Genomic DNA, 16,455 nt, shown 5'->3' on the forward strand with positions numbered 1-16,455 from the left:
TAGTTAGGAAAGCTTACCGTAAGCCGGGTTCTGTGCTCTTCGTGGTTCAGACGGGAACTACCCTCCCACCACAAGCGACAATCATCTATCTAGGCCATACATTGCTGCACAGCTCAAGCGACCAACCTAGACACACCTCGGGCTAAGGCTGCCTTCTCCGAAGAGTCGACTGTGTCCCATTAGGTCTTGCTCCAGATGGGGTTTACCAGGAACGAAGTCACCAGCGTTCCTCGGGGTCTCTTACACCTCGGTTCCATCCTTGCCTGTGCCGGAAAATCCGGCCATCGGCGGTCCATTTCTGTGGCACTATCCTTCAACTCGCGCTGACTGGACGTTATCCAGCATCCTGCCCTGTGGAGCCCGGACTTTCCTCTCGTGGCAACGAAGGCCACCAGCGATTGTCTGTCAAGCTTTCCGAACAACATTACATAGTATACAGGCATTTTAGTTTACAAACAAGCTTAATCTTACAGGAAGCATTGAACCCGAGTGCTTTTAGATAAATTGGAATACTTCCGTATTTACCTCCGATGCAGTCACTTGCGTGTCATAACGTTTGTCTTCCAAACGTGAGCGCAGCCAATCCGCAGTTTTCGGTTTCATGATTTTCTCGGCATTATGCCCGGCGTCGATGATACACATACCCGCCATCAGCGCATCGTGAGCCGTATGATAATCAATGTCTCCAGTTACGATGACATCGGCACCTTTGAACCGTGCAGGAAGAGTATAACGGCTACCTGAGCCTCCAAGCACTGCTGCTTTTTTGATCTGCCGATTGAGATCGCCTACTACCCTAACGTATGGCACATCCAGTTGGGCCTTAACGACCTCCACAAGCTCACCGAGTGTCTTTGGTTGTTTGAGTGGTCCCAAGCGCCCCAGACCCAGCGTACGGCCTTTTAAATCCATTGCATACAGGTCATAGGCCACTTCCTCATACGGATGCGCCTTAAGCATTGCTTGTACAACCTTGCTGCGCAGACTCTGCGGTACAATGGTCTCAATCCGCATTTCCTCTACACGCTCCATCTGCCCCTCTGTACCGATGAAAGGTTGTGTCCCCTCTCCCGGTACAAAAGTACCTGTGCCCTCCGTATTGAAGCTGCACTTGTTGTACTGCCCAATACTGCCAGCACCCGCTTCGAGAACCGCCTGGAGTACCTGCTCATGATGGGTGCGAGGTACAAATACAGCCAGTTTGAACAAATGATCTGTATGTACATCCTCAAGTGATTCCTTGCTCTCAATACCAATGGCCTCGGCCATCCAGTCATTCATGCCGCCTTCAGCCACATCCAGATTGGTATGACTAATGTACACCGCAATATCATGCTTGATTAGCTTCTCATACAGTTTCCCCATGGGTGTATCGGTATTCAATGACTTGACCGGACGGAAAATGATGGCATGGTGCGCAATAATCAGATTGGCTCCAATCCGAATGGCCTCGTCTACAACTTCGTTCGTAACATCAAGTGCGATAAGAACGTGCGTAATTTCCTTTTGCAAACTGCCAAGCTGAAGACCAATCCGATCGTCCGGCACAGCCAGATGTTTGGGAGCAAGCTGCTCCATCAATTGAATTACAGTTTGACCTTTGGCAAACATGAGAGTACCTCCTTCAAGTTCACAATAAGACGCTCCACCTCAGCCGCCTTGTCCCGTGAAGACACCTGATCAGATTTGGAGATGGACTGCGCGACACTTTGCAGCTTGACGATTTCGCTCTCCCATTTGGCAAAAAACACATCCGTTGGACGGTCTGTTAAATAAGGCCCCATGCGCAGCAGCAAATCTGATGTCAATTCCACTCCGCCTTCAAGCGGACGTAAGCGATACACTTCCTCATTGGCGATCGGACTGAGTTCTTGCGGCATTGCTGTAATAATCTCGTACACTTTGCCATCTTCCTCAAGCAGCTGTTCTGCAACGACCACCCAGTGATGCTCCAACAACCAACGTCTGAGAATATCCTCACCAACATTAGGCTGCAAAATAAGAAGCTTGACCTCATCCAGTTTGGAGAGGCCACGGTCCAGAATGGAGGCAATGAGTGCTCCTCCCATACCGGCAATGGTGATAACGTCCACTTCTCCAGCAGAGATGACATCCAAGCCATCTCCACGACGTACTGTAATTCGTTCCTTCAGGCCTGCATCGCTGACTTGCTTGCGTGCAGCTTCATAAGGGCCTGGGTTGACTTCTCCGGCTACTGCACCTACTGCTTTCCCGCTGCGTACTGCCGCAACTGGAAGCAAAGCATGGTCTGAGCCAATGTCAGCCAAGCGGCTGCCTTCGGGAATTTGATCATGTATCCGCTGTAATCGATTCGAAAGTTTCATGAAGCACCTACACCATTCATTTAATTTATTGATTTGCATTGAACAACGAAAAGCGATAAAATGAAATCCAATAAAACATTTCAAGGATGAATTACCAAAACCAAGAAATTTAGATGTTCAATTTAAAAATAAAGGAGACCCCGCCGCCGCTAAAGCGTCTTGCGGAAAGTCTCCCATAGTGATGTTATTCGAGGAAATCTTTAAGCCGTTTACTGCGGCTAGGGTGACGCAATTTGCGAAGAGCTTTGGCTTCAATTTGACGAATACGCTCACGCGTAACACCAAATACCTTGCCCACTTCTTCCAGCGTTCTTGTACGTCCATCGTCCAGACCAAAACGCAGACGAAGCACGTTCTCTTCACGCTCAGTCAATGTATCCAGGACATCTTCGAGCTGTTCTTTTAGCAACTCATAAGCAGCAGCATCCGCCGGAGCCAATGCTTCCTGATCCTCGATGAAATCACCCAGATGGGAATCATCTTCCTCACCAATCGGTGTTTCCAGGGAAACCGGTTCCTGAGCAATCTTCGTAATCTCACGAACTTTTTCCACACTCAGATCCATCTCGGCAGCGATTTCTTCCGGTGTCGGTTCACGCCCAAGTTCCTGCAACAGCTGACGGGATACCCGGATCAGCTTATTAATCGTCTCCACCATGTGCACAGGAATACGAATCGTACGTGCTTGGTCCGCAATCGCACGGGTGATCGCTTGGCGAATCCACCATGTCGCATACGTACTGAATTTATAACCCTTTTTGTGGTCGAATTTCTCAACCGCTTTGATCAGACCCATGTTACCTTCCTGAATCAGATCCAGGAACAACATGCCACGTCCAACATAACGCTTGGCGATACTTACCACGAGACGAAGGTTAGCTTCAGCCAAACGACGTTTCGCTTCTTCATCCCCGTTTTCAATCCGTTTGGCCAACTGCACTTCGTCATCCGCAGACAACAAAGGTACACGACCGATTTCTTTGAGATACATCCGAACAGGGTCGTTGATTTTGATTCCTGGTGGAAGGCTCAGATCATCATCAAAGTGGAATTCATCGTCTCCCTCTCTGGTGTTGTTCTCGGAATCTTCACTAGGGCGAAGGGTTACCTCTTCATCATTTTCGTTCACGACATCAATACCCAGGTCACTCAGTTGTTCATAGAACTCATCCATCTGCTCTGCGTCTTGCTCAAACGGGGAGAGTTTTTCTATAATTTCCTTGTAGTTCAACGAAGCTCTTTTCTTACCTGATTCAATCAATTGATCTTTAACCTGATCCAGCGTCAATTCTGTTTCTAGTTCAGTATGCTGATCATTCGCCATAACTCGACTCCCTCCTCCCTAGAAACATCCAACATTCAGATGTTCACTGTCTCTCTAGGGCAATCATTTCAAGTACAATTTGTGCCGCGCGTACAGAATCACCTGCCCGCTCTGCAGCAATCATTTCTTCTTTTTTCAGATCGTACTCTTTCTTACGCGGATACTTCAGCACTTCCCTGATGCAATCGTCAAGTGCTTGAATACTCCATTCACCTGGACCATCCATCATTGAGATTGAACTGACCGTCTTTTCCAGTCGGTCGTCATGAAGTGAAGACATAAAACGGCTTGTATCCGACGGTTTGCCTTGCGCATAATAGGCATATAGATAAGCAGCAATAGCTGCATGATCATCCAAGTTAAAAGCTTCACCAAGATGCTCATTCACGTACTGGGCAGCCTCATCATCCTGAAGCATCCAGGCAAGCAGTTTGCGTTCAGCAGCGTGATAAGCCGGCAACAGATTGGGTGTAGGCACCTGCCTATTTTGTTGCCTACCATTATTCCACCTTTTCGGGTTATTATCCCCATACTGGAGGTTATTTTTCATGGCCTCCCGTTCTTCATTACACTCCTGCTTCAGTGTTTCATAAGATACGTCCACTTCCGCAGCCAGTTCCCGAAGATATACTTCCCGTTCTGTAGGAGAAGACAATGGAGCAATAAGTTTCACCGCTTCCTTGGAATAAGCGATTTGTCCGCCGCCTTCTAGCAGTATATGGTTTTTTTTAAGGTTTATAAGCTTAAATTTTGTAGTCGTTACGGCGCCATCCACAATTTGGTTTCGGAACCGCTCGCCACCATGCTTTCGGATAAAATCATCCGGGTCGAGTCCATCCGGAATCAGAGCAATTTTGACCTGTAACCCAGCTTCCTCGAGTATAGGGAAGTTTTTGAGCGCCGCAGCCTGTCCAGCTCGATCACCGTCATAACATACAATGACTTCATCACACATGCCTTTAAGCATCAATGCCTGATTCTCAGTGAGCGCGGTACCCATTGCCGCTACACCATTCTGGATATCCTGATCCCAGGCGGAGATAACATCCCCATACCCTTCGAACAATATGGCCTGCCTTTGTTTGCGAATTGCATTTTTGGCATGATGCAGATTGTAGAGAACACGGCTTTTGTTAAATAACCGGGTTTCCGGTGAATTTAGGTACTTCGGTTGCCCGTCTCCCAAAATGCGACCTGCAAATGCAATCGGCTTTCCGCTCCTGCCGTTAATCGGAAACATCACCCTGTCTCGGAAACGGTCCACATAACCCTGACCTTCGTTTCGCTGTGACAGTAAACCACCCTTTTCCATCTCTTCAAGCGGAAATTCGCGCTTTTCCAGAAATTGTACCAAGGTATCCCAGCGATTAGGCGCATAGCCAATCTGGAATTGGTCAATGAGTTTGTCGCTGAACCCACGTGAGCGTAAATATTCCATAGCCACTTTACCGTGCTCTGTATTTTTCAATAAGAAATGATACAGCTTCGCGGTAAGCTCATATGCTTCCAATAAACGTTCGGTTTCTGGATTAACATGAGCCGATTCACGCCCCTGCCAGTCCCCCATTGAAATGTGGCTTTCTTCTGCCATCGTCTTGACGGCCTCGGGAAAGGATAACCCTTCGATTTCCATCCTGAATTTGATGGCATTTCCACCCGTGCCGCAACCGTAGCAATAGAAAATTTGTTTCTCAGGCGTAACTGTAAACGAAGGCGTCTTCTCAGAATGAAAAGGACAGAGGCCTTTCATATATTTCCCCTGTTTGGTCAGATGTACAAATCGGCTCACCGTATCGACGATATCATGCTGCTGTAACACCGATTCAATAATGCTTTCGGGTATACCGCCTTGTCCGGTACTCATCTTGGTCCACCTTCATCTCTTTAACACGTAAATATTATTCGATAAACTTACACATTCTCCTGCAAATGTTTCAAAAGTTTTGTCAGTTTATGTTGAAAAATTTCCCGATCCTGCTCTGTGAAAGGCTTTGGGCCTTTTCCATAATGTCCTCTTTTTCGTGCTTTGGCGGCAGTATGACGGGAATCCAGCATGAAATCAATGTCACGATCATTAAATTCACGACCACGAAATGATAAAACATAACAACGTTTGCCAAGTGCGAGCGCCGCCAGTCCATAATCCTGTGTAATGACCACATCGTATGGCTTGATGTGATTGGCAATGTAAAGGTCTGCACTCTGATCACTTCGATCTACCTGAACGGTACGCACTCCTTCTCCGCCCTGAAGAAAATGATCAAATGAAGAAACCATCAATACAGGAACTTTGAATTGGAGAGCTGTTTCTGCGATCTCAGCCTTGACCGGGCAAGCATCACCATCCACAACAATGTGGCGTACATTCAACTCACTCAAAGCCAGACCACCCGGTTTCATAAAATAGCTGCATATTGTAATATACGACCCCAGCCAGTCAAAATCCTTCTGACCGGTCTATGGAAATCAAAGGCTAAAATACGGAACGGCTGTAAATATAAATTTTTCACAATCCGTTCCGTATATTTATACCCTCATATATCCTTCTTTAATACTGAATTTATGCTTTGCCGCAGATCTGTCCACTCAGAGCAGAAAAGGACCCGACTACCAGACCAATTTGGAGAAATCAGCAAAAGCTTTCAGATCACGGTCAATGGCTGCAAGCAATGCCAGACGATTCGCACGCACAGCCTCGTCTTCAGCCATAACCATAACCGAATCGAAGAATACGGTGATAGCTTCCTTCCAAGCTGATGCAATCGCGAGCGCTTCAGCAGCAGCATGCTGAGACAATACCTGACGATATTCCTCATTGGTTTTGCTCCATGCTGCATGCAGCTGGCGCTCTCCTTCTTCTGTGAAGAGTTCTGCATGTACCGAAGCATTGGATGCTTTGGCAGCCAGATTACCGACACGGTTGAAGGATTCGACGGTTGTTTTGAAGGCATCTCCCGTTTGGACAGCTGCCATGAGTGCCTCACCTTTTGGAACTACCGCGCTGATATCATCAAATCCGGAAGAAATCACTGCGTCCACAACATCATAACGGACCGTTTCCGACAACAGTTTTTTCACACGAAGACCGAAGAAGTCCTGCAAATCTTTACGAACCTCTTCATCCGCACGTTTCAACAGGTTCATCTGAGCATGCACTTGAAGTGCAACGCCGAATACATCGGACAATGTCAGCGGAAGATTGTGATCCAGCAAAATTTGTACGATCCCTGCTGCCTGACGGCGCAACGCGTAAGGATCTTGAGATCCTGTAGGAATAATATTGATCGAGAAACAACCTACAATTGTATCTATTTTATCCGCAGCACTCACAATAGCACCAACAAGCGAAGCAGGAGATTGATCTCCAGCGAATCGTGGCTGATAGTGCTCAAATACCGCTTTGGCCACTTCTTCTTTTTCACCAGCTTTACGGGCATAATCCTCACCCATCACACCTTGCAGTTCAGGGAATTCTCCCACCATAAGTGTAACAAGGTCGAATTTGCAGATATCCGCAGAACGATTCACCGCTTCGGCTACATCGGCTGGTACTTGCAGCTTGCTAGCCAGACCATCCGCAATTTTGCGAATACGGCGAACTTTATCTCCAACCGTTCCCAGCTCTTCCTGGAAGACGATACTTTCCAGTTTCGACAATGCATCCTTAATCTCCAGCTTCTGGTCTTCCTCGTAGAAGAACTTGGCATCAGACAGACGTGCACGAAGTACCTTTTCGTTTCCTTTTGCAATGACATTCAGTGAATCACTGCCGCCGTTGCGAACCGTAACGAAGTATGGCAGCAATTGTCCATCATTATCAAGCACCGGGAAATAACGTTGATGCTCACGCATCGAAGTAATCAGTACCTCTTGTGGAATATTCAAAAATGAAGATTCGAATGTTCCGAACAGCACTGTTGGTATCTCAACCAGGAACAGGACCTCTTCCAGCAAATCTTCCTTGATCGCAATATCCCATTTCTTCTCGGAAGCCAAAGCCTGGATCTGGGATACAATCATCTGCTCACGTTCTTTAATATCCGCAATGACATGCTCGGAACGAAGCACTTCCACATACGAAGCGGGATCCGAAATGATCGCCTCTTTTCCGAGGAAACGATGTCCACGTGTTACATTGCCAGACTTTACGCCTGCAACTTCCAATTCAATAACATCGCTGCCCAGCAGAGCAACAATCCAGCGAATCGGACGCACAAATTTGAAATCATACGAAGCCCAACGCATGAATTTCGGGAACGTCATTGCATGCAGTATAGCCAGCAAACCTTGACCAATTACAGATGAGGTTTCAACGCCTTTACTGCTCTTGGTCGCGTAGATATATTCCACGCCGCTCAGTTCCTTGAATGTAAACTGATCCGGTTCAACTCCCTGACTACGGGCAAATCCGAGTGCAGCTTTACTCCAGTTACCACTGTCGTCGAGTGCTATTTTACGGGAAGGTCCTTTAACTTCTTCCTCCACGTCTTCCTGTTTCTCGGCAACATCTTTGATCAAAACAGCCAATCGGCGCGGTGTGGCATAGGCATTCACTTCACCGTAAGAAATGCGGGATGCATCCAGCCATTTCACGACACGATCCTGCAGCTGTTCAATTGCTGCTCGCATGAAGCGTGCAGGCACTTCTTCCAGACCAATTTCAAATAACAGATCCTTAGACATGCTCAGCTCCCCCTTTCTTGATCAGCGGGAAGCCGAGCTTCTCACGCTCTTCCACATATGTTGCAGCCACTTGACGAGCCAGATTACGGACACGGGTAATGTACCCAGTACGCTCCGTTACACTGATTGCTCCGCGCGCATCCAACAGGTTGAACGTATGGGAACATTTCAACACATAGTCATATGCCGGGAAAACCAGATTCTGTGCCATAGCCTTGTTCGCTTCCTCTTCATGCATGTTGAAGAGCGTAAACAACATTTTGACATCAGATACTTCAAACGTATATTTGGAGTGTTCGAATTCAGGCTGACGGAACACATCACCATATGTAATTCCGTCTACCCATTCCAACTCAAACACATTTTCTTTTTCCTGAATGTATGAAGCAAGACGCTCCATACCATACGTAATTTCAACTGCTACCGGATTCGTCTCGATTCCACCGACTTGTTGGAAATACGTAAATTGGGTGATTTCCATACCGTCCAGCCAGACTTCCCAGCCAAGACCAGCACAGCCGAGGGAAGGGTTCTCCCAGTTGTCTTCAACAAACCGAATATCATGTTTGAGCGGATCAATACCCAACTGTTTCAGACTTTCCAGGTAAATCTCCTGAATATTGTCTGGCGAAGGCTTGATAATAACCTGGAATTGATGATGCTGATAGAGACGGTTTGGATTTTCTCCATAACGACCATCCGAAGGACGGCGGGACGGCTCTACATAAGCTACTTTCCAAGGCTCGGGTCCAAGCGAACGCAAAAAGGTCATCGGGTTCATCGTACCTGCCCCTTTTTCCGTATCATATGGTTGAACAATAATACAGTTGTGCGCGGCCCAGAATTGTTGCAGCGTGAGAATCATCTGCTGAAAATTCATAATCATGCTCCTTTTCGATGGTTTGTGATGAACAAGCCTAGAACGGTACAGACAATAAAAAGCCCTCGTCCTACGCCTGTTATACAGACATAGGGACGAGAGCTATTCCCGCGGTTCCACCCTACTTGGCTTAGATATAAACAGAGATCCTGTTCATTCAAGCCCACTTTTCCGTGTCATTCATGCTCCCGAGTGCCGTTTCACAGACCGATTCAACCCGGCTCCCACCATCCCCGGCTCGCTCACACAAGATTAGTAAGGTCAACCGACCTCTTCTGCTCCTGAATGTATAAATCAAGTCTCCTACTTTCTCGTTCAATGCATGTCTCCAAAAGAGAAATTATAGTTCATAATATATAAAAATAAGTACGAAGTCAAGATATATTACTTATTTCACATCAAGACGACTCAAATCCCGTACTTTTCCATTTGATCAAGAAAAGAACGGGATTTTAGATTCAAGCCAAGTTGATGATCCATAAAGGCCCGCATGATCTTTTTGATCTCATCCCGGGTGCCTTCGCTAACCGATATATTACCAAGCCTTTGCAGATCCAGCTGTGCAAACAGACGCAAGAGTTTCAACGCCTTCGGACTCACGGACATCGCCGGAGGATCAAAGTGTTTGCAAGCACGGCACAGAACGCCTCCAAGCCTTGGACTAACAAATAATTGCTCATCCGGACGCTCGTGACCACAAGAAATGCAATCATCCAGCTGAGGTCCGTACCCGGCTGCCTGTAATATTTTCATTTCATACAGGCTTGTGATGACTACCGGATCTTTCTCTTCCTTCAACGCCTGAAGACAGGCTTTCAACTGTTTGAACCAGAACGTACCTGTCTCTTCATCCTGCAACACACGATCCAACAGTTCACAAGCATAAGATGCATAGGAGGCCTTAATCAGATCTTCACGCAGCTCATGATAAGATTCGATGATCTCACCTGCGTTTAGTGTTCCCAGACCGGTGTTACGAAAATATACATATTGACCATACGTAAATGGCTGCACCAGTGCAGCATGTCGGCTTTTGGGCTTTTTGGCACCGCGGACGAGTACCCCTACTTTCCCGCCGCTTTCGGTGCAAAGCGTAATGATTTTGTTTCCCTCGCCGTAGTCCATGCTGCGGATGACAATCCCTTCCACCCTGTATAGCATGCCTCGTCACCTAACCATTCCCGAATTAGCCAATTAACCTTCGGCTTCTTCATCTTCAATCACTTCCCTTGCAGGTTCCGACTCCTGTCCCACTGAGCTACATGCCTCGGCATACAACAGATAGGATTCCACATCCCCCGTCATCGCAAAAACCTTCCACGAAAAATCTCGCATCGGAATTTCATCCTCTCTTCGGAAATGACGTCTGCTTCTACCAGATAGGATGGAGTCTTGCAAGGTAAACTATGTGTTGCAATTACTGGATACAATTCCGACGATTAGTCGCGGCCAAAGCCAAGGTCACGCAGAACTCGATCCTGATTTCTCCAGTCTTTTTTCACTTTAACCCACAGATCCATGAAGATTTTGGAACCTAACAGGTTTTGAATATCATGGCGGGCACGTTTCCCCACTTCTTTAAGCAAGGCACCCTGTTTACCGATAATGATCCCTTTTTGCGAATCACGCTCCACAAAAATGACGGCAGAAATATAAACGACGCCGTTGTCCTGTACTTTCATATCCTCAATCGTGACCGCAATGGAGTGAGGCACTTCTTCACGCGTCATTTGCAAAATTTTCTCCCGAATCAACTCAGCACAAACGAACTGCTCCGGATGGTCTGTAACCTGGTCATCTGGATAGTACTGCGGACCTTCCGGCAAATACTTGCCGAGCTGCTCAAGCAAGGTACTTACGTTGCTGCCGAGCATGGCAGAAACAGGTACGATTTCAGCGAAATCATGCAGCTTGCGATATTCCTCAATCAGCGGAAGCAATGCTTCCGGCTCAATTTTATCAATTTTGTTCATGACAAGAATGACAGGCGTCCGTACATTTTTCAATTGTTCTGCAATATAACGGTCACCACCGCCCATGCCTTCCGAGGCATCGATCAGGAACAGAGCAGCTTCGACTTCTCCGAGCGTATTCAAAGCGGTCTGGTTCATGTAATCGCCCAGCTTGGATTGACGTTTGTGAATCCCTGGCGTATCCAGGAAAACGATTTGTTGGTGTTCCGATGTATAAACACCATGAATCTTATTACGAGTCGTTTGTGGCTTGTCCGACATAATCGCAATTTTCTGTCCAATGACTTGGTTCATCAGTGTGGATTTACCTACATTGGGACGTCCAATAATGGCTACAAAGCCGGATTTGAATGCTTGTTTTTTCATTTGTTCCTCCTCAGGCGCCTAGGCCTGGAATATATTGGTTTTTACTTTTTAGCAGAGTTCAGATCAGATGGTCCAAAAGCCCATGGCAATAGCTCGGCAACTGTAGTCTCCTGCAGATCACCTTTCATGTTACCCAGAATAACTTTCATATCCGGTTCACACAGTTCATACATCACTTGACGACATACGCCGCATGGAGCAATCGGGCCGTCTGTATCTCCTACAATGGCAATGGCTTTGAAACTGCGTGGTTGCTTACCTCCTGCAATCGCACTGAACATGGCTGTACGCTCAGCACAGTTGCCTGGCGTATAAGCAGCATTCTCAATATTACAACCATGATGCACATGTCCCTCACTGTCAAGCAAAGCTGCACCTACACCAAAATGAGAATAAGGCGTATACGCTTTCGTACGTGCCTTAATTGCTTCTTGCATCAACAAATCATTATCCATAATTAATCTCTCCCTTAGGGTGTATATAAAGTTGCACTCAATGAGTTAAGTTCAACTTAAAAATATTTGCACTGGCCTCTCCGCTGTCAGAACAACCTTACGATCACTGTTATCCCCGGATTTTATTGATTCCCTTTTCCAAAGTGAAAATCCGGTGATAAAGGCGAACGCTTCGCTTCTACAGGTTATTTCTGACCTCTCCGTTATTGTGCAAACCAGAAGTTCAACTTAAAAATGAGTCCAACTTTATAATTTGTGTGTAATATTAAAATCAAAACAAAAACAAAATCACAGCAAACCCAGCCAGCTCATCACCGGTTTAATGAAAACGATACTCCCGATGATGACGGCGAACACCGCAGCCAGCAAAACTGCACCGGCCGCGGTGTCCTTCGCCGCTTTTGCCAGCGGATGTATATGCGGATGCGCCAGATCTACAGCAGCTTCCACAGCTGTATTCATCAGCTCCGTCACAAGAACCAGAAAAACGGCTGTCAGTACAAACATCCAGTCCGTTCTGGAAATCCCGAAAAAAAAGCCGGCTGCACACATCAAAATGGCGACTCCTGTATGAACTCTTACATTCCGCTGAGTCCGCAGCCCGTATACGATTCCTTCCGCAGCATTGCGGAATACCATCCCCCAGGAGCGCCTTTTCATTATCGTGTCAACCCGGCTTGGGCGAGTACCGCTTCCTGTTTGCCCATCATTTCGGCTTCGCTGGCTTCATCCTGATGATCATATCCAAGCAGGTGCAAGAAGCCATGAACAAACAGGAACCCGAGCTCACGTTCAAATGAATGCCCATATTCTTCACTCTGCAGGATGGTCCGTGGAACAGAAATAATAATATCCCCCAGAACATCCGGCATTTCTTCCATTTCTTCATCCTCATCCAGTTCGTAGATGATATCCAGTTCCTCATCCACAGTCTCATTCATTGCAAAAGACAATACATCTGTTGGACGATCAATGCCGCGATAGTCACGGTTCAGCTCATGAATCTGCTCATCATCTACGAAAGTCAGGGCCACTTCCCCGTCCGCAACACCCTCTGCTTCCCCTGCAAGGTTCAGCAGCTGCTCCAGCATTGCGATCATCGGTTCGGTGATTTCTTTATCCTGTTGTTCATTATTCCATGCTAGGTTAAGACTCATTCTTTCATACTCCTGTCTTCTCATATTAGCGAATCAACCCGCTTCAGGCGAGGTTGGCTTCGGTTTCTTCATTTCTTCCGGATATTCAATCCTGGAGTGGAATATACCCATGACGGTTTCCTTAAGGGTCTTGGCGACGATATCCAGCTCCCGCATTGTCAGATCACAGTCGTTAAACTGATGATCGTCCAGTCGACCTTTAATAATCTTTTCGATCATGGACTCCACTTGCTCTACAGTAGGCTTCCGCAAGGAACGGACCGCAGCTTCCACGCTGTCAGCAATACCAACAATCGCCGACTCTTTGGACTGAGCCTTGGGACCCGGATAACGGAAATCATCTTCCGTAAAATCAGGTTCCACTCCTGCTTCCTCAGCCTGACGCAGTGCTTTGTGATAGAAGTAATGCAGGAAGGTTGTTCCATGATGCTGCTCAGCTATGTCCCGAATAGGCCTCGGCAGCTTGTAGTCCTTCTGCATTTCCACACCATCGCGTGCGTGAGCCACGATAATGGACTTGCTCAGCTTTGGATCAATCGAATCATGCGGATTTTCCATATTGTTTTGATTTTCAATGAAATAAATCGGTCGCTTGGTCTTGCCAATATCATGGTAATACGAGCCGACCCGACATAACAACCCATTGGCACCGATCGCCTCTGCGGCGGCTTCTGACAGGTTTCCTACCATCACACTGTGGTGATAGGTTCCCGGTGTCTCTGTTAGCAGTTTACGTAGTAGCGGGTGATTGGGATTAGACAGTTCCACCAGCTTCAGCGCAGACAAGATGCCAAATGAGGTTTCGAAAAATGGCATTAGCCCAATAACCAATATGGCGGTCAGTACGCCTCCGGCAAACGCAAATCCAATGCCATAGAGCGTTGTCGTACGGTTCCAGTCACTTGAGTCAATCAACGCCAGCGTGAAGACTGCCATCGATCCGAACAGACAGACCATAATGGCGCCTTTCAGGATCGTAGACCGCTGACTTGCTCGATGGGTGGCGAAGATCGCAACAAACGATACCAACACCGCGAAGAATCCAAGTTCAAAGTCAAAAATCTGACCCTGATGTGTATTCAAAATAATGCTCGACAGCATGCCGATAATAATCGAGCAGACAAAGGCAAGCGATGTATCCAGCAGCAATGCAATTAACATTGCGCCTACGGCAACAGGAGCAAGAAAGCCTACGTATGAATTCTCACTGGTCTGGAGTATCGCTGTAACATGCATAACCACAATCGTAATAATAAATATGAGAACAAGCATCAGCAGCTGAGCATTATTATATTTGAAATGCGTTCCGCTGAATTGCTGAATATACATGAGAATCGCTGCCGACAACAGACAAGACAGCATAAGCAGTCCAAGCTGAGGCCAATAGTTCACTTCGTTTTTCAGCAAATCGTTCTCGCCCAGAAGGGTGTACATCTCCGGGGTAATCATCTCACCCTTGGCAACAAGCGTATCTCCTTGCTTGATAAAGACCGTTTGAGTGTTCTCACGAGCCTGTACTTTAGCTTCTTTTGTACCCTCTTCATCGTAGAAGCGGTTAGACGTTACCACAAGACGAGCAAGCTCCTGTACAACTTCACGCTGCGTACGCTTGCTTAGAGAGCTCACACTCACCATCTCGGCCACTTTGGCACGAGCTGTTGTAGCCTCACTAATCTGGTCGGTCATTAATCTGGAGACGATATCCCGAGCAACGGCCTTCATCTCCTGGATATCATCCGAAGTCAGACGTGAAATTTTGATATATGTCTCTTCCGGGATGCGGTAGCTTTGCTCCTGTACCACATTTCTGATCTCTTCCAACAGAGTTTCGGAGTATGTACCCGCTTTCCGGTTGTTGTTGATGAAATTGGAAACAAAATCTTTCTGACGCTGCGGTATTTCATCACGATAGATGTCAATCTTGTCCTGACTAGAAATCTGATCATCCTGATTCAGTCGATCAATACGATCAAGCAGAGTCGTCATCAGATTTTCGTTCCGCATCTGCACGATCTGAAACATCGGCTGTACACGTTCAGCGGCTTCTTCTTGTGCTTTCAGTGTAGCCTTGGTATTCGGGATCTGCATGGGCGCAGCAATATTCACTTCACTTCGTGTGCCTTCCTGAATATCATACCGCTCTGGGAGTAGCTTGGAAGCAAGACTCACGTAGAAGAGGATCACCAGAAACAAAAACAGAAGATAGCGTGCCCACACGCTATACTTCCATCCTGTAGCTCTATTTTGAAAAGATTTGCCTTTTGACAGTTCCTTCGAGGTCATCGAGACAATCCCTTTCTATTCTTGATTTTCTGCGGCGTGGTTATAGGCGACGATGATTTTCTGGACGAGGGAGTGCCGTACAACATCTTGCTCGGCAAAATAGACAAATCCAATCTCTTCCACTTGGCCCAGTATTGCATTGGCTTCCACAAGCCCTGACTTTTTGCCGCGCGGTAAATCAATTTGTGTCACGTCACCGGTAATAACCATTTTGGAACCAAAACCGAGACGAGTCAGAAACATTTTCATCTGCTCCGGTGTCGTATTCTGAGCTTCATCCAGGATAATAAACGAATCATCCAGTGTACGTCCCCGCATATAGGCAAGAGGTGCAATTTCGATCAAACCGCGCTCCAGTGCCTTCGCAGTCTGCTCTTGTCCCATAACATCGTACAAAGCATCGTACAGCGGCCGTAAATAAGGATCAACTTTTTCCTGAAGATCACCAGGCAAGAAACCAAGACTCTCTCTCCCGCTTCAACTGCAGGTCTTGTGAGCACGATCCGCTTGACGCTTCCTTCCTTAATTGCTGCCACAGCCAGGACAACAGCAAGATACGTTTTACCTGTACCGGCTGGACCGATACCAAATACAACATCACGTTTTTTTATTGTAGTTACATAGTGTTTCTGTCCAATCGTTTTAACACGGATCGGCTTACCACGGTACGTAGTTGTAATCTCGCCTTTGAACAGATCCAGAAGCTGGTCTGCACGCAGTTCCTTTGCAAGCTCAATAGCATACTTAACGTCCCTTTCGGTTAACACATATCCGTTACGTACCAATTGCAACAACACATCAAATAATTGTTCAAGCGATTCCACATTCTGGATGTTGCCATGGATCACAATCTCCGCTTCACGGGATGCGATCTGGGCGGGAATCTCGGATTCAATCAGTTTCAGAAAAATATCTTGGGGTCCAAAAAGAGATTGACCCTCTCCCGCACTTTGGAGGGAGATTCGTATGCTGCGTGTTTGCTCTGACAA

The 16,455-nt window shown here is 47.0% G+C and carries 14 protein-coding genes, 1 other RNA gene and 1 pseudogene; all 16 read right to left on the bottom strand.

Features of this window, described 5'->3' with window-relative positions:
• Positions 1–4: 4 nt before the first annotated feature.
• Positions 5–414: RNase P RNA component class A (rnpB, locus tag PTQ21_RS27565), an RNA gene on the bottom strand.
• A gap of 81 nt (positions 415–495) precedes the next feature.
• Entirely contained in the window at positions 496–1,611 is a 1,116-nt protein-coding gene (locus PTQ21_RS27570; RefSeq protein WP_072734500.1) for a Nif3-like dinuclear metal center hexameric protein, read from the bottom strand.
• On the bottom strand, positions 1,587–2,345 hold the full coding sequence (locus tag PTQ21_RS27575) for a tRNA (adenine(22)-N(1))-methyltransferase (protein WP_274567834.1): 759 nt from the start codon (positions 2,343–2,345) through the stop codon (positions 1,587–1,589). Before PTQ21_RS27575 ends, PTQ21_RS27570 begins: the two co-directional genes overlap by 25 nt.
• Positions 2,346–2,529: 184 nt before the next feature.
• Complete coding sequence (rpoD, locus tag PTQ21_RS27580; protein WP_053781258.1) at positions 2,530–3,669, bottom strand: RNA polymerase sigma factor RpoD; 1,140 nt, start codon at positions 3,667–3,669, stop codon at positions 2,530–2,532.
• A 43-nt stretch (positions 3,670–3,712) separates the two neighbouring features.
• Entirely contained in the window at positions 3,713–5,533 is a 1,821-nt protein-coding gene (gene dnaG / locus PTQ21_RS27585; RefSeq protein WP_063567020.1) for a DNA primase, read from the bottom strand.
• Positions 5,534–5,580: 47 nt separating this feature from the next.
• Positions 5,581–6,069, bottom strand: a complete 489-nt coding sequence (locus PTQ21_RS27590) for a YaiI/YqxD family protein (RefSeq protein ID WP_274567835.1) — start codon at positions 6,067–6,069, stop codon at positions 5,581–5,583.
• Between the two features lie 207 nt (positions 6,070–6,276).
• Positions 6,277–8,352 (bottom strand): glycine--tRNA ligase subunit beta, encoded by a 2,076-nt coding sequence (glyS, locus tag PTQ21_RS27595; RefSeq protein WP_274567836.1) that lies wholly within the window; start codon positions 8,350–8,352, stop codon positions 6,277–6,279.
• Positions 8,345–9,232 carry a glycine--tRNA ligase subunit alpha gene (gene glyQ / locus PTQ21_RS27600; protein WP_063567023.1) on the bottom strand — a complete coding sequence of 296 codons (888 nt, stop codon included), beginning with the start codon at positions 9,230–9,232 and terminating at the stop codon, positions 8,345–8,347. Before glyQ ends, glyS begins: the two co-directional genes overlap by 8 nt.
• A 408-nt stretch (positions 9,233–9,640) precedes the next feature.
• Positions 9,641–10,393, bottom strand: coding sequence for a DNA repair protein RecO (gene recO, locus PTQ21_RS27605; RefSeq protein WP_063567024.1), 753 nt, complete (start codon positions 10,391–10,393; stop codon positions 9,641–9,643).
• A gap of 33 nt (positions 10,394–10,426) precedes the next feature.
• Complete coding sequence (locus PTQ21_RS27610) at positions 10,427–10,567, bottom strand: YqzL family protein (protein WP_079696207.1); 141 nt, start codon at positions 10,565–10,567, stop codon at positions 10,427–10,429.
• 104 nt (positions 10,568–10,671) lie between these two features.
• Positions 10,672–11,571: a GTPase Era gene (era, locus tag PTQ21_RS27615; protein WP_063567025.1), complete on the bottom strand. Its 900-nt coding sequence runs from the start codon at positions 11,569–11,571 to the stop codon at positions 10,672–10,674.
• 41 nt (positions 11,572–11,612) lie between these two features.
• Positions 11,613–12,026 carry a cytidine deaminase gene (locus PTQ21_RS27620; protein WP_063567026.1) on the bottom strand — a complete coding sequence of 138 codons (414 nt, stop codon included), beginning with the start codon at positions 12,024–12,026 and terminating at the stop codon, positions 11,613–11,615.
• Positions 12,027–12,314: 288 nt separating this feature from the next.
• Positions 12,315–12,686 (bottom strand): diacylglycerol kinase family protein, encoded by a 372-nt coding sequence (locus PTQ21_RS27625; protein WP_063567027.1) that lies wholly within the window; start codon positions 12,684–12,686, stop codon positions 12,315–12,317.
• Entirely contained in the window at positions 12,686–13,183 is a 498-nt protein-coding gene (gene ybeY / locus PTQ21_RS27630; protein ID WP_063567028.1) for an rRNA maturation RNase YbeY, read from the bottom strand. Before ybeY ends, PTQ21_RS27625 begins: the two co-directional genes overlap by 1 nt.
• A 33-nt stretch (positions 13,184–13,216) precedes the next feature.
• Positions 13,217–15,466: an HD family phosphohydrolase gene (locus tag PTQ21_RS27635; protein ID WP_064636393.1), complete on the bottom strand. Its 2,250-nt coding sequence runs from the start codon at positions 15,464–15,466 to the stop codon at positions 13,217–13,219.
• A 15-nt stretch (positions 15,467–15,481) separates the two neighbouring features.
• A pseudogene (locus PTQ21_RS27640) lies at positions 15,482–16,455 on the bottom strand (PhoH family protein).

Origin of the sequence: Paenibacillus marchantiae, assembly GCF_028771845.1 — a bacterium.
Taxonomy (GTDB): domain Bacteria; phylum Bacillota; class Bacilli; order Paenibacillales; family Paenibacillaceae; genus Paenibacillus; species Paenibacillus marchantiae.

Bases quoted from the DNA above. Each gene is read 5' to 3' on its own strand.
- PTQ21_RS27620 (WP_063567026.1), bottom strand. From the start codon at position 12,026: ATGGATAATGATTTGTTGATGCAAGAAGCAATTAAGGCACGTACGAAA.
- PTQ21_RS27575 (WP_274567834.1), bottom strand. From the start codon at position 2,345: ATGAAACTTTCGAATCGATTACAGCGGATACATGATCAAATTCCCGAA.
- dnaG (WP_063567020.1), bottom strand. From the start codon at position 5,533: ATGAGTACCGGACAAGGCGGTATACCCGAAAGCATTATTGAATCGGTG.
- PTQ21_RS27625 (WP_063567027.1), bottom strand. From the start codon at position 12,686: ATGAAAAGGCGCTCCTGGGGGATGGTATTCCGCAATGCTGCGGAAGGA.
- ybeY (WP_063567028.1), bottom strand. From the start codon at position 13,183: ATGAGTCTTAACCTAGCATGGAATAATGAACAACAGGATAAAGAAATC.
- glyQ (WP_063567023.1), bottom strand. From the start codon at position 9,232: ATGAATTTTCAGCAGATGATTCTCACGCTGCAACAATTCTGGGCCGCG.
- glyS (WP_274567836.1), bottom strand. From the start codon at position 8,352: ATGTCTAAGGATCTGTTATTTGAAATTGGTCTGGAAGAAGTGCCTGCA.
- PTQ21_RS27590 (WP_274567835.1), bottom strand. From the start codon at position 6,069: ATGAAACCGGGTGGTCTGGCTTTGAGTGAGTTGAATGTACGCCACATT.
- rpoD (WP_053781258.1), bottom strand. From the start codon at position 3,669: ATGGCGAATGATCAGCATACTGAACTAGAAACAGAATTGACGCTGGAT.
- recO (WP_063567024.1), bottom strand. From the start codon at position 10,393: ATGCTATACAGGGTGGAAGGGATTGTCATCCGCAGCATGGACTACGGC.
- PTQ21_RS27570 (WP_072734500.1), bottom strand. From the start codon at position 1,611: ATGTTTGCCAAAGGTCAAACTGTAATTCAATTGATGGAGCAGCTTGCT.
- PTQ21_RS27635 (WP_064636393.1), bottom strand. From the start codon at position 15,466: ATGACCTCGAAGGAACTGTCAAAAGGCAAATCTTTTCAAAATAGAGCT.
- PTQ21_RS27610 (WP_079696207.1), bottom strand. From the start codon at position 10,567: ATGCGAGATTTTTCGTGGAAGGTTTTTGCGATGACGGGGGATGTGGAA.
- era (WP_063567025.1), bottom strand. From the start codon at position 11,571: ATGAAAAAACAAGCATTCAAATCCGGCTTTGTAGCCATTATTGGACGT.